We start from the raw sequence: 18,204 nt of genomic DNA, 5'->3' as shown, positions 1-18,204 counted from the left end.
CGTTAACCCTTAGAATTTATAACCGCGATGCAAAGCCACAATACCACCAGTCAAGTTGTAGTATTTGGTGTTTTCAAAACCTGCGTCTTGCATCATGCCTTCCAGCGTTTCTTGGTCTGGATGCATACGGATTGACTCCGCTAGGTAGCGGTAACTCTCTGAGTCATTCGCAACTAGCTCACCGATTCTCGGCAATAAGTGGAATGAATATGCGTCGTATACTTTCGATAACGGCTCTAGCACTGGTTTCGAAAATTCTAGCACCAATAGACGGCCCCCTGGCTTCAATACGCGGAACATTGAACGAAGCGCTTTGTCTTTGTCAGTCACATTACGCAAACAAAAACTGATGGTGATGGCATCAAAATAATCATCAGGGAACGGCAGTTCTTCTGCGTTGGCTTGAACGTAATGCACGTTACCCACAATACCGTTGTCACGCAGTTTATCGCGACCAACGTTAAGCATTGAATTATTGATATCAGCAAGGATGACATGGCCTTCATCGCCAACAATGCGCGAGAATTTCGCCGTTAAATCACCCGTACCACCACCTAGGTCAAGAATACGTTGGCCAGGGCGAGCACCACTACAATCGATAGTGAAGCGCTTCCAAAGGCGGTGAATACCACCAGACATCAGGTCATTCATGATGTCGTATTTTGTTGCCACGGAGTGGAATACTTCGGCAACCTTAGTCACTTTTTCGTCTTTTGCCACTGTAGAGAAACCAAAGTGAGTGGTTTCATTCTCTAACGCTGTATTGGATTGCAAACTTGTGTCCGTCATTCTAATTCCTCTTAGGCAGCGCTTTCTCTCTGCGGGGCGTTTGCTGACAAATAAAATCGCCCACTGCACTGCGGGCGATTAGTTTACTTTATCCTCAGCCGGATGTCTTTCTACTAACGGGTCATTTTCTGAAAATGAATCACTCTGCGCTAACTGTGCGAGGTCAGAAGAAATTGGTCGTTTGATTTCAACCCCAAGGTGCTTAAAGCTTTCGGCTTGACGAATCACATTCCCACGCCCTGTGGCAAGCTTGTTCATTGCGCCTTGATAGCTTTGATTCGCCTTATCCAGCGCACCGCCGAGCCCTTCCATGTCGTCCACAAACAATCGTAATTTGTCGTAGAGTTTTGTCGCGCGCTGCGCAATCATTTTGGCGTTTTCATTCTGCCGTTCATTGCGCCATAGATTATCAATGGTGCGCAGTGCCACCAGCAACGTTGTTGGGCTCACCAAAATGATGTTTTGCTCCATCGCGTCTTTGATCAAACTTGGATCGGCTTGAATCGCGACTTGGAACGCAGGCTCAACCGGAATAAACATCAGCACATAGTCCAAACTCTGAATACCTTTGAGTTTGTGGTAGTCCTTCATGCTTAAACCCTTAATGTGCGCACGCAGTGCGGCTAAGTGCGCACTCAAAGCCTGATCTCGCTCAGCATCAGTTTCGGCGTTGAAGTAGCGCTCATAGGCAACCAGCGCCATTTTGGAGTCCACAACCACCTGTTTGTTTTGTGGGAGATGAACAATGACATCAGGTTGGTAGCGCTTGCCTGCTTCATTTTGCAAATTCACCTGAGTCTGATATTCGTGCCCTTCACGCAGTCCCGACTCGGCAAGCACCCTCGCGAGCACCACTTCGCCCCAGTTACCTTGCTGCTTGTTGTCCCCTTTCAACGCTTGGGTCAAATTAACCGCTTCGCGCGTCATTTGCTCATTCAAACGTTGCAGGTTTTTGAGCTCATGCACTAAGGTATGGCGCTCTTTAGCTTCTTGGCTAAAGCTGTCATTAACGTGCTTTTTGAATCCTTCTAGCTGCTCTCGGAGCGGTGACAACAAACCTTCCAAACTCTGACGGTTTTGCAAGTCGACCTTCGCGGTTTTTTCTTCAAACAGTTGGTTGGCCAAGTGCTCAAATTGCTGTTTCAGGCGCGCTTCCGCTTGCTCTAGAATTTGCAGTTTTTCGGCATTGGCTTGGTTGATTTGCTCATGACGTGCTTGCTGCTCACGCAGTTGCGTTTCTAGACGTGATTTATGCTCACGCATCTGACCAAGCTCATCAAAGTATTGCTGGCGCTCTTGCTTTACGGCCTCGAAGTAACGCAGTTTTTCCATTGCGGCCATCAGCTTTCCGTGTGTTTGGCGTACTTCAAACGCGGCTTTATCGCGCTCATCATCTAATTCATCCAACTCTTGCTGGGCATCGGCAAGGCTTTGTTTAACCTGTTCAAGCTGCTGTTGGTGAAGCTGCTTTTCTGAAACAAGTTGTTGTTCGAGAAGCTGAGTTTGGGTGATAAAACGCTGTTTCACCCACCAACCGACGGCGACACCACTAAGCGTGGCAGCGCAAAGAGAAGAGAGAATGAGAGATTGGTACTCAAGAATCCATTGCATAATAGCGAGTTAGCCTGTGTTTTGTATCTATAACAATGGTATTTAGACACTGGATAAATGTCCAGTTTGTTGGATGAAAAATCCTCGCATACACTAGGCCTTCCTATAATATTCTTTCTTCCGCTCAAATGAACCAAACCGAGCGGCACATCATCACGCAGAGGCATCATGAACGAGCGTCGCGCCCTAGGATTTGGGCTCTCAGCAGTATTACTTTGGTCTACCGTTGCAACCGCATTTAAACTCACGTTGGCAGAATTTACGCCAATCCAAATGCTGTGCATTGCCAGTATCGTCTCTGCGATTGCGCTGACGATAATCTGTGGTGTGCAAGGCAAGTTGGGCCAGTTAAGTGCCACCTTCCTATCAAACCCTTGGTATTACCTACTGCTTGGGTTGATTAACCCCTTGGCGTATTACGTCATTCTCTTTAAAGCGTATGACTTGCTGCCTGCATCCCAAGCCCAAGCGATCAACTACAGCTGGGCCATTACCTTGACGCTAATGGCTGCTGTTTTCTTAGGGCAGAAGATCCGTGCTAAAGATTGGCTCGCTTGCGGTTTTAGCTATGTAGGCGTGATTGTGATTGCCACGCAGGGCAATGTTCTCGGCATGCAATTCGAGAGCCCGTTGGGCGTGGGACTGGCGCTGCTATCGACACTATTGTGGGCTGGTTACTGGATTTTAAACACCAAAAATAAGGCCGACCCTGTGGTTGGTGTATTACTTGGTTTTTTGGTCGCTATTCCATTTGCCATTGGTTTAAGTATTTATGAAGGTGCGAGCTGGCAGGCAATCTCAATTAAAGGCTGGGCAGCGGTGACGTATGTCGGGCTATTTGAAATGGGGATTACTTTCGTCCTATGGCTAAGCGCCCTCAAATCGACGCAAAACACAGCCCGCATCAGTAATCTGATCTTTGCTTCGCCATTCATCTCACTGATGCTATTGGCAACCATCATTGGTGAAGAAATTCATCCATCAACCTTGATTGGTTTAATACTGATCATCAGTGGATTAGTGGTCCAACAAGTATCGTGGGGTAAAAAAAACAAAGCCATGAGCACTTCTCAATGATGAACAAAAAACCTCAATAAACGATGCAATGAGTTGGATAAAAAAGAGATATAGCTAACAGTTTAATGATAGAAAGCGCCTTACGCTGCTGGGAATTACCTAAGCGTTGGATACGATACCAACACGGCCCAATAGCTTAAGCTAGATTCTAATACCACTATCTTTGGGCGCTTCAGGACACGTTATTAATTATGTTTCGCTTCGCTATTCCTTCGCCTTTGATGGCAGACTGGCAACAGGCTCTGCAACAATGCTGTGATGCTACTCAAGCTCAGGGACAACTTTATACTCTGAGCGATACCCAGCAGTGGCTATCAACTGAGGTGTCCACCTCGGTTCAAAATCATTGCGCTATCGTCGAAGTGATAGTGCAAGTTGCCGATCAATTTAAACCGACAGACTTGACGATAAGCCACACATCCTTTGGACAGCAAACCTTGAGCATAGGTCCAATTTGGCTACCAAATGGCGATCTGTTTGCCGTATTAGCGCTGACTCACCCTGACGATCAAATCACGGTAGTCTCTGCTTGGCTGAGTGCATTAGTGGGAAGAATGAGCTTTGATATCAGCTCACACTACCAACAAGAACGAACACGCCATCAAACTACAGCGACCACACCATTACCGACGCTGCAAGAGTTTATCGACTGCCTTGAAGACCATATTTGGATAAAAGGCATGGATGGTCTTTATTCGATGACCAATCGAAGCGTAGAAAATGCGTGGCAAAAGACCAACAGTGAGATCATCGGCAAAGACGATTTCGCACTGTTTAGCCACGAGCGAGCAGAGAAGTTCATTGAGGCCGATAACTTGGTCGTGGCGACAGGCACGCTGAACATCGTCGAAGAATGCCGCCAAATTGATGAAAACAATAACCCAACTTGGCTAGAAACCATTAAGTCTCCTGTCCGTGATAATGACGGAAACTTAATTGGTATTCTGGGCATGACGCGCAACATCACACGCCGAAAAATGGTCGAAACGCAACTCTCATTGGCGTCCAAAATTTTTAATAACTCACAAGAAGGCATGGTCATTACTGACCGCAATGCCAACATCATTGATGTAAACACAGCCTTTACTCAAATCACCGGCTATCGCTCTGAAGAGGTGATTGGAAAGAACCCCAGAATTCTGCGCTCAGGTCATCATGACCAAGGCTTCTATAAACAGTTGTGGCATCAGCTCGAAACCAAAGGTCAATGGAAAGGCGAGTTCATCAACCGAAAGAAAGATGGCAGCATTTACCCGCAGTTAGCGACCATTAGTGCCGTAATGGACGATAAAAATCATCTCATTAACTACATCTGTGTATTTGAAGATATTTCCGTGCGTAAAGCACACGAAGAAAAACTGCAGCGCATGGCCTTTTATGATCCGTTAACGAATCTGCCTAATCGCACCCATTTACTTAGCTTGCTTGAGCAACACATTGAAACCGGGCACAAGAACCAACAGACATTTGCCACCCTATTTCTGGATATCGACCATTTCAAACACATCAACGATAGCATGGGTCACTTTTGTGGTGATCAGTTACTGTCTAAGTTGGCTATCCGTCTGCAAGATATTCTTCACTTAAATGCGCATGTGGCTCGTATTGGCGGCGATGAGTTCGTGATCATTTTGCCGGACGTCCACAGTGATGTGGCTTTGCTGGAAACCGTCGGCGATATTCTCAGCGTTTTCCAACAACCGTTCGACTTGGCAAATCACGACTCACTGCGCGTCTCGACCAGTATTGGCATAGCCTTATACCCAAGAGACGGCCAAGACAGCGAAACCTTACTCAAAAACGCAGATACAGCAATGTACTTAGCGAAGAAAAATGGGCGCAACGGCTACGCATTTTACTCACCAGATTTAACCGATAAATCGGTATCCCATGTGCGCATTCAATCTGCTTTACATCAAGCGATAGAAAAGCAGCAACTTCGATTAGAGTTCCAGCCACAATATAACTTGGAGCAACATGCGATTGTTGGCGTTGAAACCTTATTACGCTGGCAGCACCCCGAATTTGGCCTTGTACCACCAGCCGACTTTATTCCAATTGCAGAAAAAACGGGGCTTATCCAAAGCATTGGCGAGTGGGTCTTGCTACACGCTTGTCAGCAAGGAAATGCTTGGCTGGAACAAGGCGTTGAGTTTGGCAGAATTGCGGTTAATGTGTCGGCATTACAGCTTCAGCAATCGAATTTCATTCAGAGATTGAGCGATATCCTCAATCAAACCGGTTTTCCTGCTCAACGGCTGGATTTGGAGATCACCGAGAGCTTTTTACTGATCGACCCTCAACAAGCCATAGCGTCGTTAAATCAACTAAGAGGCTTAGGCATCGAGATTTCTCTGGATGATTTCGGCACAGGCTATTCGTCTTTGTCTTATTTGAAAGGTTTACCCATCAATAAGCTGAAAATAGATCGTTCGTTTGTCAGTGATGTACCCAGCAATAGCGATAGCAATGCGATTGTGAATGCGATTATCGCCATGGGAAAAACACTGTCATTGAAAGTCGTAGCGGAAGGAATAGAAACTCAGGAGCAAGCCGATTACTTGTTCGAAAAAGGCTGTGTTTACGGTCAAGGGTATCTTTTTAGCCAGCCAGTAAGTGCGGAAAAACTTTTTCGTTGAGCCAGCTTGTAGCCCAAGTCATTCTCGTGGAGCCACATCCTCGGGGATGGTTTGGCTTGGTTGACTTTGAGTTGATTGACACAGCTCCAGACGCTCAACCAAAATATTAATGCAGACCAATAGCGGTACACCGATTAAGAGCCCCATACCGCCCCAAAGCCAACCCCAGAACACGAGCCAAACGAAGATCACTAACGGATTTAAGTTGAATCTTTTCCCTAATAACGTTGGCGTGACAAACTGGCTTTCAATCAAGTTGATCAACAAATAGATAGACACCACAGTGAGCATAAAACTGACCGACTCCAACTGCAGATAAGCCACAAAACCGAAACTCACCATGGAGATGACTGGGCCAAGATACGGCGCAAAATTCATCACGCCAGCAAACGCGCCCCACAAGAACGGGTCCTCAAGGCCTAAAACAAAAAACACCGCCCCAACACTCAACCCAAGTCCCGCATTCACCAACGTGATAGTACCAATGTATCGAGATAGGTCTTTCTGTAGTGCTTTGACCAGTTCAATCGCTTGGCGCTGCTTGGCAAACCCATGCAAGTACGACACTGACTTTCGAAATAAGCTGCGTCCGTGATTGAGCATAAAATAAACCATAAACAGCACGATCATCGCTTGTGTCAAAATGGTCGGCGTCGTGGTCGCGAGTGTCTTCACCAAAGAAAAGACGGTATTGTTCCCGACTTCATCCATACCCATATCGCTGGCAATATTCAGCGGCGTATTAAGGTGATCCGCCGAGGCTTGAGTCACTTCGCTCACTTCTTGCGACACATTTTTCACGATACTGGGTAGTTCAGACCACCACTGCTTGGCAGGCTCAGACATGGCAGCAAGGCCAATAATTGAAGCTCCAACCAAGAATGACAGAGTCACCACGACGGTAATCGCGCGCGGTAAACCTTTGTCTTCAAGATAGTTAATGAAAGGACTGCATAACAGAGAAATAAAGGTACTAAGCACAATAGGTAACAAGATTGGCTTAGCAAAATACAGCCCAGGAACGAGCAATAAGACAAGAAGGGTTGCACCAATCGCGGTGTTGGCAGGGATGTTCAATTTCGCTGTCATAAAAAGGCTCAAGGTCGGTAGGAATCATTATCGGCGAAAGCCGTTATTGGGGTTGCTCGACTTCTGCTTATGTCGCGGTCTCTTCTGTCGAAGCAGTATTGCTTGCTTGTGGTTCTGCATTTTGACCTTGTTCTACGCCCGACTGGTTAGAAGACGCTGCCATAACTGGCTTGGCAAGCGAATCCGTCAGTTCGGAGACACTACTCGCCAATAGCCCCATGGAAGAGATAGAGGAAGTCAGTCGAGACAATCGACCCGCTTTGGCAGCGGTAACCGCAACGACAGCACTAATACCTAGCGTCGTCCAAGGATTTTCTTTCACAAACTTCTTAGTGGTAAACGTGAACATTTCCATCGACAAGCAGCATTGCTCTAAAGATGCCTTACCTTCCATCCGCTTGATTCGCATGGCTCGATTGAGCTTTTGTAGCGAGCGCATCCCACCCCTCCTGCAACTGTTCTGTCGTATTTTTGAATCCAAGGAAACCAACTAAACGCTTCTGCCACCAAGCTAAAGACAGTAATGCCAAACCTAAGGACGCAATAAATACGCCCACGGCAACATACACGTTAGCGGTCAGCTGATAAGCCACCACACCAGAGGCAAGGCACAAACTGAACACGAACAATACCGACAATAAGGTAAAAACAATGGTGCACAGCAAAATCTGTCGCGCTGCAGACGCATTAATTTTCACCTCCAAGAGGAACAAATCCAACGTTGAACCCGACCACGCTTTCAGCGATTGAGTCAATTGGTCCAGTTGTGAAAGAATACTGCTCAAACCATTGATGGTTTGTTGGATATCCTGCTCTTGTGCCCCACTTGGGGCTCGACCGCTGTCTGCTGCGGCCGAGCCCGGTTGCTGGTTGGTGACTTGTCCGGAATTATTCATTGGAACCCTCGCCTTCTGTTATGTGGCTTAATCCGTTGGACCGTGATTATTTGATCAGCTTCGAAACCGCCCAACCCGCAAGGAAGGCACAACCAATGCTCAGCAATGGACGCTCCTTGATAACGTTCTCTGCCGACTTGGTCGCCTGCTGAACGTGTTCCGCGCCCACATCAAATTTCTCTTTAGCTTGGTCTTTCATTGCGCCGACGGCTTCCGTCGTGGCTTGCTCCGCTAAGTGATATGCTTCTTCTAACTGCTCTTGAGGTTTTACTGTGCTTTCTTTTGTTGTAGCCATAACTAGCCTCCGTTGATGAGTTGAGTAGTAAATCAAGTGAAACAACTTTTGAACTCACTTACTCACAACAAAGCCATATCCGTGCCAAAACTATAAGCATTTGTTTTTATTTGATTTTTATTTTGTTTCACGACAAACCCTTATCTGTACGTGTAATTCTTTCCAGACTTCCCCAACATTCTTGTAATTTTTTCTTAGCACCACGTCTGCACCCCTCCAATTCTTGCGCAATAAACTCATAACCAATTGATTAATAGAAAAATAACATTCATTGGCATACAACCTGCAACTAAAGATGAAACATCTGTGTTTGTTCCCCATACGTACAAACACTCCCATCACCAACCAAATCAGGAGTGAGATATGAAAAATGAAAATATCGCCTCAATCATTGAGCTTATCGAGAGCGGAAATGACATTTACAACAAGGCCATTGAGAACATTGACAACACTTCTTTGAATAATGTGTTGGTAGAACTGCTTAGAGTACGTGAGCGAGCGGTGCTTGAGCTTACTCCCTACACATTGGCAAATAACCAGGAAGACTCTGCCGACGACACTCCGGTTTCCTACACCATTAAAGCGCGTGAGGTATACAGCGATGTGATGAAGGAGGTGTCTTCTGACAAAGAGTCCATGTATTTGGAACAGCTCGAAGGTGTTGAAAGCAAGGTGCTCAAAGAGATCGAAAACCTAATTACTAGCCACCCAGAGCAAGCGGATAATTCGGTTCTACTGAAAGTTCGCAGTGATATCAAAAGCTGTAAAGAAAAGCTCAGCAGCATCAGCCTTATCAGCTGATCCTTAGTGGTCGCCTTTGCAATCAAGCGCTGGCAGAGAAAATGGCCAACTCGTTTTGGCCATTTCTGATAAGACCACTGGCACCTCAATACAACCAAAACTAGAAAACACTAAACCGAGTAATCAACACGGTAGTCATAAATAAAGAGGTCAGTATGACATTGGATAATAATCGAGTAAGGGAGCTACTCGTAAAAATGACACACCATCGCCAAACGTGTTTGCCTCTCGTTAATCCGCAATCGCATATGACACTCGCAAGAGCGGCGTATCGATTCGTTAAAATAGAAAAAGTGATGATCAAAAAGATGGCGAAGTTGTTCTTCGACCAAGATGGTGAACAATTCATTGCGGAAAATGCCACCGAATACGGCGTTGCCGAACTAGGTAATTACAAAGAAATGCATTTCATGAACAAGTTGTTGTTAGATGATTTAAAAGCGCTACTCAGAGCCATTGACGACACCAACTTAACGGCGCTTGTTTCTTACTGGTTAGCTGCTTTACAAGTCGAAAACGATGAAATTGAAAAGCACTTACCCCAGGGTGAGTAGTCATACTCACCCCCCTTCTTCCTTTCACTTCGAGAACGACAAATAGACGCTCTCTCAGATACAAAAAATGCCGATATAAAAAAGCCGCTGCACCTACGCAGCGACCTTATTGGTTCCCTCAAAACTATGACTAAACCGGTAAACAAAGGCGCGCTATAAAGCACTAGGCAAATCGCGCATTATCCACTGCTTATCTGTTTTAAAGCTAAGCCGATTTACTTCTCCCGCTTGGGACAAATACATTCAACGATTTTGGACGAAGCTTGATCGCTAATTGCTCATCAGAATAAAGCTCACCATCAATCACATACTCAATCGGTTTGTTCGCAGAAATAGTGACATTCTGAGCCGTCGCGTATTGAAAATGAGTCGATTCCTCCTGCGCACCTACGCTGGTTAATGTCAGATCAGACAATGCGATGAGGCGTCCACCTAAAGATTCGGTGTTATCTAAATACGTGATATGCAGCTTGCCATCGTCAGGCTGCGGAGCACCACCACCTTGCGCGAGCAACGTACTAAAAGGAGCGATGTTCGCAACGACAAAGCTATGAACTTCTAGCGTTTGTGATCCATTTTCGCGGTTTCCATCTTCAAATGGCGCATCCATCGCAACAGTCAACGTCTGCGTCTCTTCCGCCACCACCGCGTTAAAAAAGCCCGTTAAGTAGGCCAATTGTCCAAAGGTGTTTTTCTCTTCTCGCTGCGCATGTTCGATCATTTTCTGCTCTAGGCCAATACCTAGGACTAACAATATAAGCCTCTGATTACACTCCGCCGTATCAATACGTTGGCAGTGACCTGCTAGCAATGCTTCACACGCTTTTTCAACGGGTGAGAATTTTGCGCCAACTCCATAGAGTACATGACACAACGCATTGGCGGTTCCGAGCGGAACAATACCGAGTTTGATATCAGTACCTACCAGCTGGCTCGCCACTTCCGTCACTGTGCCATCGCCACCCGCTACGATAATTTGCTTAGCACCACTTTCTTTTGCCTGCAGCGTGATCTGCTCGGCGCTGAGGTCTGTCGTGGTTTGATGAATACTCAAACGATATTTTTTGGTTAGTTCACGAATCAAGTGCTGTTCGTTTTCCTCCCATTTGCCGCCACCTGCAACAGGGTTAACCACCATCCAAGTGGACTGATCCAGACCCAGTACGCCTTTTTCGCTTATCGCTCGTAACGTTTTGATCTGCAATTTATTCAATCTCGCGGTACTGCGCACGTCATTGATTTTTTTCATCACAGATTCAACCGTCAGCGACGGATCTTTGCTCAGTAGATACGCCGCAACAACAAACACCGATCGACCACGCCCTAACGCACAATGCACAACCACAGCTCGCGAGCACGAGATTTGCGTATCAATCCAGTTAATCGCATGGCGAAGGCGCTCTAGCGTTGGGGCTTTGTGGTCGAGTACCGGAATCGAAAGGTAATGAAACTGCTTGTCGGTCATCGCACTTTCAAGCCCAGCAAACTCTGCGGTGACATCGACAATACAAGAGATGTCATTGGATTCGAGAAAATCTAAGTCACTCTGAAATAGCCGACGGGAGAGGTATAAATTATCGCTGACTTTTTGGATTGGAGGCACAGTATCGCGCCGTCTTTCCCAGGCATTATATGCTCTAGCGCCCAGTAAAAAGGGGATGAATGCCCAGCGGATCCACCTGACAATCTTGCCGTCTTGGTTTTTTCTAAAAATGGAGGGAATGTCGAAAACGTAGGCTACGCTGACTAATGCTAAAGAAAGAGATACCCATAAGAACAACAGGCTAACCATGATTTGGGGAATATAAATAGCGGCCAATAAACTGATCAGAGCGCCAAGAATATAATATTTGATGATAAACATTCGCTCTCCTTGCCTTCAGCGAGTGCGCTTTTTTAGTGAAAGTGAGAATAAGCTGGTTTTAGTTTAGGCTAATTAGCTTGGTAAACGCTTTGATTGGGCCCCTTCCCGTGCCGAAATGGCACGAAAAGGCCCAATACTCCACCTAACTAGCCATTTCTTCGACGTAGCTATCCGCTAGTTTCATTTTCTGCTGATCGGTCATCACCTTACCGGCCAATTGGAAAAAACGCTGCTCTTCTTCTTCGAGGTGGTGCAATACTTTGTGACGCAAAGTTTTCATGAGGTTGAGCCATGCTGGCGAGCTCATGTCGGTTGCATCAAGCTGTGCAATCACTTTATCAATCTCGTGGTGCTCTGCGATGCCATGACGAGTAAGATCGATGGTTTTATCGCTCTCGATTAAAGGCGCGTAGAAAAAACGCTCTTCTGCGGCGGCGTGCTGTTCGAGTTCATCCTTCAGATTGTGGTAAAACTCTTCGCGTGCAGGGGAATCTCCAGACGTTTCCATCAGAGCATCGAGTAAAAGGCGTTGCTTTTCATGACTCTCTTTTAGTACATCAAATATGTTTTTCATCTTTGACTCCTCACTGATTGTAAACACTTGGGATAAAAGGAAGGGCGGTGATTGACCGCCCTTCTCTTACATTGCTGTGAACAAAAAGCTGACCTGACTCGACTAACAATCTTGGTCTTCTGCGTTCAAGTTCTCTTTAATATTTTCACACTCATCTTCAATCGCATTTTGAGTTTCTTCGGCGGCTTCATCTATCTTCTTGCCTGCCTGTTCCATTGGCCCTTCTTCACTACAAGCAGCCAGTGCGAACACCAAACCAAATACTGCGGCGATACGGTAAATTAATGACGTAAGTCGCATGAAATCTCCTATCTATTTACGTTTTTTCTTCCTAGCAGAACAATCACTATTGATACAATTAATGACAATAGGAATAGGTAAAATATCACTTGCGCGATAGAGGCCGCCGCCCCTGCAATACCAGTAAAACCTAGTAGTGCAGAAACCAGTGCCAAAGCCAGAAAAATAAACATCCAACGAACCATAGTGTTACCTCCTAATAAAATTGGGTTAGGTCACTCGGCTCGTTATTATTGAACCACTTCTAGCTTATCAATCACCTTATTTACATCATTGGTATTATTTGCAATTGAAAGTGCAAGATCATGCTCCGCATCTGAATTAACCTTACCTGCCAACGTTACCGTTTTACGTTCCGTCGTTACATCAATGTCCGTACCACTTACATTGGTATCCATCAGTAGGCGCGTTTTAACTATAGTCGTGATTTTAGAGTCGGTCAGTGTGGCTAATGCCTCTGAATCGGTTTCTTTCTTACCTTCATTCACCACTGACAATTCGTTATTTACTTCTTTCACACCATCAAGACCTGTTACAAGCTCTTCGGCAAGCGATTTTTCAAGGTCATTGTTTACCGAACCAGAAAGGGTAACTACCTGATTTTCAACATCGGTGTTGATATCAAAAGAGTTAAGGTTACTGTTTAGCAGCAGCGTCGTTTCAGCTTTACCATCTAGCCAAGCGTCCATGGATTCTTTTTCCCATTTATCACTCGCTAAGACTGCTGTAGATGAAGTAGCAAGAACTGACGTAAGTACAATTTTAGCTGCGATGTTATTCATGGTAATTCTCCTTTATTGACGTTGTATTTCCATAGGAGCAAACCATGTGCCAAGTTTGTAACTTGTTATTTTTAAAGGAATAATAAAAACAAGAGATAAAAATAAGACGAACAAGAAAATATAAGCATGAATTATTTACACAGAAGAAATGTAATTTTTAATCGTTAATAATTTCGCAATCAATTACATAATACGCCAATAAAAGATGAGACATTATTTCTTCGACTTCACTTAATCGCAGAATTATTATTTAAAATGTGAGACACCCGAATAAAGAAGCAATATTTATCAGAATTATTACTGATATATACCAAGAGAGGATCAACAAAATTAAAATAGCCTACAGACCCTTAAATCTCTGCTGACAATATTTTGTCTTGTGCACTTAGAATAATCCACGTACATTGTTTCTGTCATAGTAAAGAGGACATTTCTATGTCGTTGCCAAGCCTGTTTCTACGAATACAAGACCCGACACTTAAAGATGCTATTGCCTCTTGCCAGGAACTGAACAAATTTCGTCTGCATAATACCGATGCCGCAGATAGTTGGATTGAAGATTTCCTACAACTCAAACCGGAAGTTGCGATTGTTGAAGTCGCCCACTTTACTAGCGCAGATTACCAGCGCCTTTCTAATATCGAAGACATCTACGATATGGACTTGATCATCATTAGCTCTGGTGCTCCAAACGAAAATTTGGATAAGCTAATGAACTTAGGTGCAATTTTTCACTACAGAAAACCCGTCGATATTGCCATTTTGACGGACACCCTAAGCGAAGTCAGCCAGTACTATCAGCAAAAACAAGATCAAGGACGTAAAGTGTCCACTAGCGATCTCGACCAGTTTGGCCTTTTGGTGGGGTCCTCATCGCCAATGCATCAGCTCTATCGCATGATCCGACGCGTCGCAAAAACAGAAGCCAACGTCCTCATTGTCGGTGAAAGCGGCTCAGGTAAAGAGTTAGTCGCGCAGACCATTCATTTAGCTAGCGATCGCAAGCAACAACCCTTTATCGCGATTAACTGTGGTGCGATTAGCCCAGAGTTGGTCGATAGTGAACTGTTTGGCCATGAAAAAGGCGCCTTTACCGGAGCGAATAAAACTCACCAAGGTGTATTTAAACAGGCAGAAGGCGGCACGCTGTTTTTAGATGAAATCACCGAGATGCCTATCGAGCATCAAGTGAAGCTATTGCGTGTGTTGGAAACCGGAGAGTATCGCCCAGTGGGCAGTAATACGGTGCATATCGCCAACACTCGCATCATTGCCGCCACCAACCGTGATCCTAAAGTCGCCATTGAAGAGCAGTTCCTGCGTGAAGATCTGTTTTTCCGTTTATCGCACTTCCCATTAACGATACCGCCACTGCGAGATCGAGGCGGTGACATCGTCGGTCTGGCTAAACACTTTATCGCGCACCGCAACGCAAATGAGGCTAAAACCAAAACCATTCTTGATTCTGCCATCCAAAAAATCGCTGCACACGATTGGCCAGGTAATGTCCGTGAGCTCAAACACACGATCGAGCGCGCGTTTATTTTGGCTGATGACACCATCCGAGATGAACACCTGATATTCGATACACCACCATTGGAAACAGGCACAAGCATCGAAGACCTTGTTCCAGCGGGCGTTTCGCTAGAAGAGCTAGAAAAAGCCGCCATTCTCAATACGCTTGAAGAGAATCAAGGCAATAAAACGGAATCTGCGCAAGAGTTAGGCATTAGCGTTAAAACGCTCTATAACAAACTCGAAAAGTATCAAGACGAGTAACTCGCTGTGGGAATACAATGAGAATATAAAAAGAGCACGGAATACGATTCAGTGCTCTTTTTTTATCTTATCTTTTATGCGGATGTATAGCGTTTGATTACACCCACTGACCCGCGACAAAGCCGCTCGACCAGCACCACTGAAAATTATAGCCCCCTAACCAGCCAGTCACATCCATGACTTCACCAATGAAGTACAGCCCTTTGATGTTTTTGCATTCCATAGTTTTAGAAGATAAGTGATCGGTGTCCACACCACCGAGCGTCACTTCCGCGGTTCGGTAGCCTTCAGTGCCATTCGGGGCGATATCCCAATGTTCTAAACGCGCCACAATCGCCGCAAGCTCCTTTTGATTGAACTGCTTTAACGGTTTATCGACCAGCTCTTTACGTTCAATCAAGACTTCAACCAAGCGCTTTGGTAGCACTTTAGCGAGCGTATTTTTGAGCGACTGATTCGGGTGCTTTTCACGGCTGCATTCTAATAACTCGGCAACATCATCGTTTGGCACCAGATTAATCGACACCTTTTGCCCCGCTCGCCAGAATGATGAAATCTGTAAAACGGCTGGGCCAGATAAACCACGATGTGTGAACAACAGGGCTTCTTTGAACATCGTGCCATCTTCAGCTGTAATTTCCGCAGGTACCGCGATACCAGATAACTCAGCAAAGTCTTCTTTGTCTTCTTTATGCAACGTAAATGGCACCAGCCCTGCCGTAGTTGGGATAACTCGAAGACCAAATTGTTCCGCGACTTTATAACCAAATGGTGTCGCCCCCAGTTTTGGCATCGACAAGCCACCTGTTGCGATAACTAAAGACTCACACTCAACTGGCTCGGTACCCGCGTGCAAACGAAAACCTTCATCGATTTTCTCAATTGAGTGAACATCGCATTGGTAACGCTGCTCGATATTCGGCATGTCACATTCAGCCAGCAGCATCTTCACGATGTCTTTCGCAGTAAACGCATCGACACAAAACAGCTGACCGTGATCGCGCTCTTCAAATTCAATACCATGCTTACACACCATCGAGATAAAATCCCAGTTGGTGTATTGAGAAAGCGCCGACTTAACGAAATGCGGGTTTTGGCATAGGTAGTTGCTGGCTGAAACATCGTAGTTAGTGAAGTTACAACGGCCACCGCCTGAGATAAGGATTTTACGTCCTGGCTTTTTAGCATGATCGAGCACCAAAACACGGCGGCCTCGCTTGCCGGCTTCTGCAGCACACATCAAACCCGCTGCGCCTGCGCCAATTACAACAACATCAAATTTCTTACTCATCGGTAGCTCTTAGACTGATTGGTATCGAATCGAAATAAAAAAGGATGTGCACATTGCACATCCTTGCTTTCTAGGCGCGACATTCTACCGACAAATCTCGAAGGGGAAAAGCGCTTAAACGGTAAGCACTATGCATGCCCGTACAATCCTAGGAGATTAACTCGCTAGATTATTGATTCGTTAAAGAATGAAGGCCGCGAGTAGGGTAACACCGAGCAAAGCGGTCGATAAAACAAATAGCTCACGCACCCTTTCGCACTTGCCAGTAAAAATTTCATCGTGGTGATGGTGATATTCTTTACTTTTGATGTAGTGGAACAAACGCACCTGTTTAGTGACATTTCCATGGGTGGTAAAAAAGCCATTGCCATCAACTTGCTGATATAACAACGGATGCGCTTCACGCATGATGTAAATTAGAGAACGAAGAGCGGTGAGATACCGGATCATGTTGACTCCAGTTACCACCATTAGCGCAAATAAGATTGTGTCTCCACTGATCATCTTTTCCTCCCTACATCTTCAACAATGCTCAAGAGAAAAAGACGATCAATGCTTCGTCTTTACCCGCTACTTATAGCGTCAAAAAACGCGTTTACGCAGCTGGAGCATCCATGATTGAAGATGAACCTTCTTTCGCCATTTGTGCTAGATCTTTGTCGATGAAGAACAATGCTTTACCATCTTCACCTACTAATTCGATCTTATCTAAAATCCCTTTAAACAACTTCTCTTCTTCGTGTTGTTCAGACACGTACCACTGTAGGAAGTTAAACGTTGAGTAGTCTTGGCTAGTAAATGCAACATGTGCCAATTTATTGATTTTTTCCGTGATCATTTGCTCATGTTCGAAGGTCTCGCGGAAAACATCACCTAAGCTAGCAAAATCATGCTTTGGTGCATCAATAGCGCCCAAAATTGGCATTGAGCCAGTTTCACTTACGTAGGTGAATAGGCGTTGCATGTGCTCCATTTCTTCTACGGCGTGAGCGCGTAAAAATTCAGCCGCACCTTCAAAACCTTTGTCTTCACACCAAGCACTCATTTGTAAGTATAGATTGGATGAGAAAAATTCTAGGTTAATTTGCTCATTCAATTGTTCGACCATAGTTTGAGACAGCATGTTAACTCCTATTAATGTGCATGCAATATACCCAAGTAACCTCGAGATAAACGACGCCGCGAGATTGACTTGCTCTACATCAGAGGCAAGGTTTTACTTGAACTATAGTCAGTAACGGAGCGCTGAACTCCGCATCTCAAAGTCACTTGGGTATAACGCCACTATAACATGATTACTGAGACAAGACTTTGTACCTACGACACTGATATGAGATCACTTCAGCAAATTTTTTTGGGGGTTAGTGCTAATCTAAAACTATGACCTTACAAGGAGATAGCAATATGAGTTACAAACACATACTTGTGGCAGTCGACCTGTCAGACGACAGTAAAGTGTTGATTAAAAAAGCCGTATCACTGGCTAAACCTCTGGATGCGAAAGTCTCTTTTATTCACATCGACGTGAACTACGCAGAGCTCTACACCGGGCTTATCGACATCAATATGGCAGAAGCGCAACATCAAGCAATGGAAGCGTCGCGCACACAATTGGCGAATTTCGCAGAATATGCGCAATACCCAATAGCCCATACGTTGGTCGGTAGTGGCGATTTGAGTAATGAGCTGTGCGATACCATTCAAGACTACAGTATCGATTTGGTGGTTTGTGGTCATCACCAAGATTTCTGGAGCAAGATTCTGTCTTCGACTCGACAACTGATTAACTGCTCTCCAGTCGATATGCTGGTCGTACCGCTAAAAGACTGATTGGCGCGACGTTAAAACTTGGTTAGACTGCGG

General features: G+C 45.3%; 20 protein-coding genes. 6 read left to right on the top strand and 14 right to left on the bottom strand.

Annotated features, from left to right (window positions below):
* Positions 1–9: 9 nt before the first annotated feature.
* Both ubiE and rmuC read right to left on the bottom strand, forming a co-directional pair.
* Positions 10–789: a bifunctional demethylmenaquinone methyltransferase/2-methoxy-6-polyprenyl-1,4-benzoquinol methylase UbiE gene (gene ubiE / locus ACZ5ZC_RS08410; RefSeq protein WP_005394436.1), complete on the bottom strand. Its 780-nt coding sequence runs from the start codon at positions 787–789 to the stop codon at positions 10–12.
* 78 nt (positions 790–867) lie between these two features.
* Positions 868–2,400 carry a DNA recombination protein RmuC gene (gene rmuC / locus ACZ5ZC_RS08405; RefSeq protein WP_005394435.1) on the bottom strand — a complete coding sequence of 511 codons (1,533 nt, stop codon included), beginning with the start codon at positions 2,398–2,400 and terminating at the stop codon, positions 868–870.
* Positions 2,401–2,568: 168 nt separating this feature from the next.
* On the opposite strand from rmuC, the gene ACZ5ZC_RS08400 reads away from it, so the two are divergent.
* Positions 2,569–3,477 carry a DMT family transporter gene (locus ACZ5ZC_RS08400; RefSeq protein WP_109168667.1) on the top strand — a complete coding sequence of 303 codons (909 nt, stop codon included), beginning with the start codon at positions 2,569–2,571 and terminating at the stop codon, positions 3,475–3,477.
* A gap of 191 nt (positions 3,478–3,668) precedes the next feature.
* Positions 3,669–6,116: an EAL domain-containing protein gene (locus ACZ5ZC_RS08395; RefSeq protein WP_464931826.1), complete on the top strand. Its 2,448-nt coding sequence runs from the start codon at positions 3,669–3,671 to the stop codon at positions 6,114–6,116.
* A gap of 18 nt (positions 6,117–6,134) precedes the next feature.
* Here the strand turns inward: ACZ5ZC_RS08395 and ACZ5ZC_RS08390 are convergent, their stop codons facing one another.
* The 4 genes from ACZ5ZC_RS08390 to ACZ5ZC_RS08375 form a co-directional block, all read right to left on the bottom strand.
* Entirely contained in the window at positions 6,135–7,205 is a 1,071-nt protein-coding gene (locus ACZ5ZC_RS08390; RefSeq protein ID WP_005394430.1) for an AI-2E family transporter, read from the bottom strand.
* A 67-nt stretch (positions 7,206–7,272) separates the two neighbouring features.
* On the bottom strand, positions 7,273–7,644 hold the full coding sequence (locus tag ACZ5ZC_RS08385) for a hypothetical protein (RefSeq protein WP_225311738.1): 372 nt from the start codon (positions 7,642–7,644) through the stop codon (positions 7,273–7,275).
* A complete protein-coding gene (locus tag ACZ5ZC_RS08380) occupies positions 7,589–8,101 on the bottom strand; it encodes a hypothetical protein (protein ID WP_104970021.1) in 513 nt (170 codons plus the stop codon). Before ACZ5ZC_RS08380 ends, ACZ5ZC_RS08385 begins: the two co-directional genes overlap by 56 nt.
* Positions 8,102–8,147: 46 nt before the next feature.
* The gene (locus ACZ5ZC_RS08375) at positions 8,148–8,396 is read right to left on the bottom strand and encodes a hypothetical protein (protein WP_005394426.1); all 249 of its coding nucleotides are present in this window, start codon (positions 8,394–8,396) and stop codon (positions 8,148–8,150) included.
* 363 nt (positions 8,397–8,759) lie between these two features.
* On the opposite strand from ACZ5ZC_RS08375, the gene ACZ5ZC_RS08370 reads away from it, so the two are divergent.
* Together ACZ5ZC_RS08370 and ACZ5ZC_RS08365 are read left to right on the top strand one after the other, a co-directional pair.
* Entirely contained in the window at positions 8,760–9,197 is a 438-nt protein-coding gene (locus ACZ5ZC_RS08370) for a DUF2383 domain-containing protein (RefSeq protein ID WP_005394423.1), read from the top strand.
* A gap of 155 nt (positions 9,198–9,352) precedes the next feature.
* On the top strand, positions 9,353–9,751 hold the full coding sequence (locus ACZ5ZC_RS08365) for a hypothetical protein (protein WP_005379193.1): 399 nt from the start codon (positions 9,353–9,355) through the stop codon (positions 9,749–9,751).
* Positions 9,752–9,956: 205 nt separating this feature from the next.
* Here the strand turns inward: ACZ5ZC_RS08365 and ACZ5ZC_RS08360 are convergent, their stop codons facing one another.
* From ACZ5ZC_RS08360 to ACZ5ZC_RS08340, 5 genes are all read right to left on the bottom strand, one after another.
* Positions 9,957–11,615 (bottom strand): diacylglycerol kinase family protein, encoded by a 1,659-nt coding sequence (locus ACZ5ZC_RS08360; RefSeq protein ID WP_395216225.1) that lies wholly within the window; start codon positions 11,613–11,615, stop codon positions 9,957–9,959.
* 142 nt (positions 11,616–11,757) lie between these two features.
* Positions 11,758–12,189: a hemerythrin domain-containing protein gene (locus ACZ5ZC_RS08355; protein ID WP_005394414.1), complete on the bottom strand. Its 432-nt coding sequence runs from the start codon at positions 12,187–12,189 to the stop codon at positions 11,758–11,760.
* Positions 12,190–12,291: 102 nt separating this feature from the next.
* A complete protein-coding gene (locus tag ACZ5ZC_RS08350) occupies positions 12,292–12,489 on the bottom strand; it encodes a hypothetical protein (protein ID WP_048624594.1) in 198 nt (65 codons plus the stop codon).
* An 8-nt stretch (positions 12,490–12,497) separates the two neighbouring features.
* Positions 12,498–12,674, bottom strand: coding sequence for a DUF1328 family protein (locus ACZ5ZC_RS08345; RefSeq protein WP_012841233.1), 177 nt, complete (start codon positions 12,672–12,674; stop codon positions 12,498–12,500).
* 45 nt (positions 12,675–12,719) lie between these two features.
* Complete coding sequence (locus ACZ5ZC_RS08340) at positions 12,720–13,271, bottom strand: BON domain-containing protein (protein ID WP_047009372.1); 552 nt, start codon at positions 13,269–13,271, stop codon at positions 12,720–12,722.
* Between the two features lie 435 nt (positions 13,272–13,706).
* On the opposite strand from ACZ5ZC_RS08340, the gene ACZ5ZC_RS08335 reads away from it, so the two are divergent.
* Positions 13,707–15,050: a sigma-54 interaction domain-containing protein gene (locus ACZ5ZC_RS08335; RefSeq protein WP_047009371.1), complete on the top strand. Its 1,344-nt coding sequence runs from the start codon at positions 13,707–13,709 to the stop codon at positions 15,048–15,050.
* 97 nt (positions 15,051–15,147) lie between these two features.
* On the opposite strand, the gene ACZ5ZC_RS08330 is transcribed toward ACZ5ZC_RS08335, so the two are convergent.
* The 3 genes from ACZ5ZC_RS08330 to ftnA form a co-directional block, all read right to left on the bottom strand.
* Entirely contained in the window at positions 15,148–16,341 is a 1,194-nt protein-coding gene (locus ACZ5ZC_RS08330; protein WP_170892875.1) for a BaiN/RdsA family NAD(P)/FAD-dependent oxidoreductase, read from the bottom strand.
* Between the two features lie 180 nt (positions 16,342–16,521).
* Positions 16,522–16,845, bottom strand: a complete 324-nt coding sequence (gene uspB, locus ACZ5ZC_RS08325; RefSeq protein WP_005394407.1) for a universal stress protein UspB — start codon at positions 16,843–16,845, stop codon at positions 16,522–16,524.
* Positions 16,846–16,936: 91 nt separating this feature from the next.
* The gene (gene ftnA, locus ACZ5ZC_RS08320) at positions 16,937–17,464 is read right to left on the bottom strand and encodes a non-heme ferritin (RefSeq protein WP_005379167.1); all 528 of its coding nucleotides are present in this window, start codon (positions 17,462–17,464) and stop codon (positions 16,937–16,939) included.
* Between the two features lie 281 nt (positions 17,465–17,745).
* Between ftnA and uspA the strand changes: the two genes are divergently transcribed.
* Positions 17,746–18,171: a universal stress protein UspA gene (uspA, locus tag ACZ5ZC_RS08315; protein WP_005379165.1), complete on the top strand. Its 426-nt coding sequence runs from the start codon at positions 17,746–17,748 to the stop codon at positions 18,169–18,171.
* The last annotated feature ends 33 nt before the right edge of the window (positions 18,172–18,204 follow it).

The organism is Vibrio sp. JCM 18905, assembly GCF_055393305.1.
Note: the sequence above shows the minus strand (reverse complement) of the source record. Positions and strands in the feature narration are given on the sequence as shown.

What these genes read in the sequence shown, in the direction of transcription:
- ACZ5ZC_RS08385 (WP_225311738.1), bottom strand. Translation starts at nt 7,644, where the DNA reads ATGCGCTCGCTACAAAAGCTCAATCGAGCCATGCGAATCAAGCGGATG.
- ubiE (WP_005394436.1), bottom strand. Translation starts at nt 789, where the DNA reads ATGACGGACACAAGTTTGCAATCCAATACAGCGTTAGAGAATGAAACC.
- ACZ5ZC_RS08375 (WP_005394426.1), bottom strand. Translation starts at nt 8,396, where the DNA reads ATGGCTACAACAAAAGAAAGCACAGTAAAACCTCAAGAGCAGTTAGAA.
- ACZ5ZC_RS08360 (WP_395216225.1), bottom strand. Translation starts at nt 11,615, where the DNA reads ATGTTTATCATCAAATATTATATTCTTGGCGCTCTGATCAGTTTATTG.
- ACZ5ZC_RS08395 (WP_464931826.1), top strand. Translation starts at nt 3,669, where the DNA reads ATGTTTCGCTTCGCTATTCCTTCGCCTTTGATGGCAGACTGGCAACAG.
- ACZ5ZC_RS08400 (WP_109168667.1), top strand. Translation starts at nt 2,569, where the DNA reads ATGAACGAGCGTCGCGCCCTAGGATTTGGGCTCTCAGCAGTATTACTT.
- ACZ5ZC_RS08350 (WP_048624594.1), bottom strand. Translation starts at nt 12,489, where the DNA reads ATGCGACTTACGTCATTAATTTACCGTATCGCCGCAGTATTTGGTTTG.
- ACZ5ZC_RS08365 (WP_005379193.1), top strand. Translation starts at nt 9,353, where the DNA reads ATGACATTGGATAATAATCGAGTAAGGGAGCTACTCGTAAAAATGACA.
- ACZ5ZC_RS08355 (WP_005394414.1), bottom strand. Translation starts at nt 12,189, where the DNA reads ATGAAAAACATATTTGATGTACTAAAAGAGAGTCATGAAAAGCAACGC.
- ACZ5ZC_RS08335 (WP_047009371.1), top strand. Translation starts at nt 13,707, where the DNA reads ATGTCGTTGCCAAGCCTGTTTCTACGAATACAAGACCCGACACTTAAA.
- ACZ5ZC_RS08380 (WP_104970021.1), bottom strand. Translation starts at nt 8,101, where the DNA reads ATGAATAATTCCGGACAAGTCACCAACCAGCAACCGGGCTCGGCCGCA.
- uspB (WP_005394407.1), bottom strand. Translation starts at nt 16,845, where the DNA reads ATGATCAGTGGAGACACAATCTTATTTGCGCTAATGGTGGTAACTGGA.
- ACZ5ZC_RS08345 (WP_012841233.1), bottom strand. Translation starts at nt 12,674, where the DNA reads ATGGTTCGTTGGATGTTTATTTTTCTGGCTTTGGCACTGGTTTCTGCA.
- ftnA (WP_005379167.1), bottom strand. Translation starts at nt 17,464, where the DNA reads ATGCTGTCTCAAACTATGGTCGAACAATTGAATGAGCAAATTAACCTA.
- ACZ5ZC_RS08340 (WP_047009372.1), bottom strand. Translation starts at nt 13,271, where the DNA reads ATGAATAACATCGCAGCTAAAATTGTACTTACGTCAGTTCTTGCTACT.
- rmuC (WP_005394435.1), bottom strand. Translation starts at nt 2,400, where the DNA reads ATGCAATGGATTCTTGAGTACCAATCTCTCATTCTCTCTTCTCTTTGC.
- ACZ5ZC_RS08330 (WP_170892875.1), bottom strand. Translation starts at nt 16,341, where the DNA reads ATGAGTAAGAAATTTGATGTTGTTGTAATTGGCGCAGGCGCAGCGGGT.
- uspA (WP_005379165.1), top strand. Translation starts at nt 17,746, where the DNA reads ATGAGTTACAAACACATACTTGTGGCAGTCGACCTGTCAGACGACAGT.
- ACZ5ZC_RS08370 (WP_005394423.1), top strand. Translation starts at nt 8,760, where the DNA reads ATGAAAAATGAAAATATCGCCTCAATCATTGAGCTTATCGAGAGCGGA.
- ACZ5ZC_RS08390 (WP_005394430.1), bottom strand. Translation starts at nt 7,205, where the DNA reads ATGACAGCGAAATTGAACATCCCTGCCAACACCGCGATTGGTGCAACC.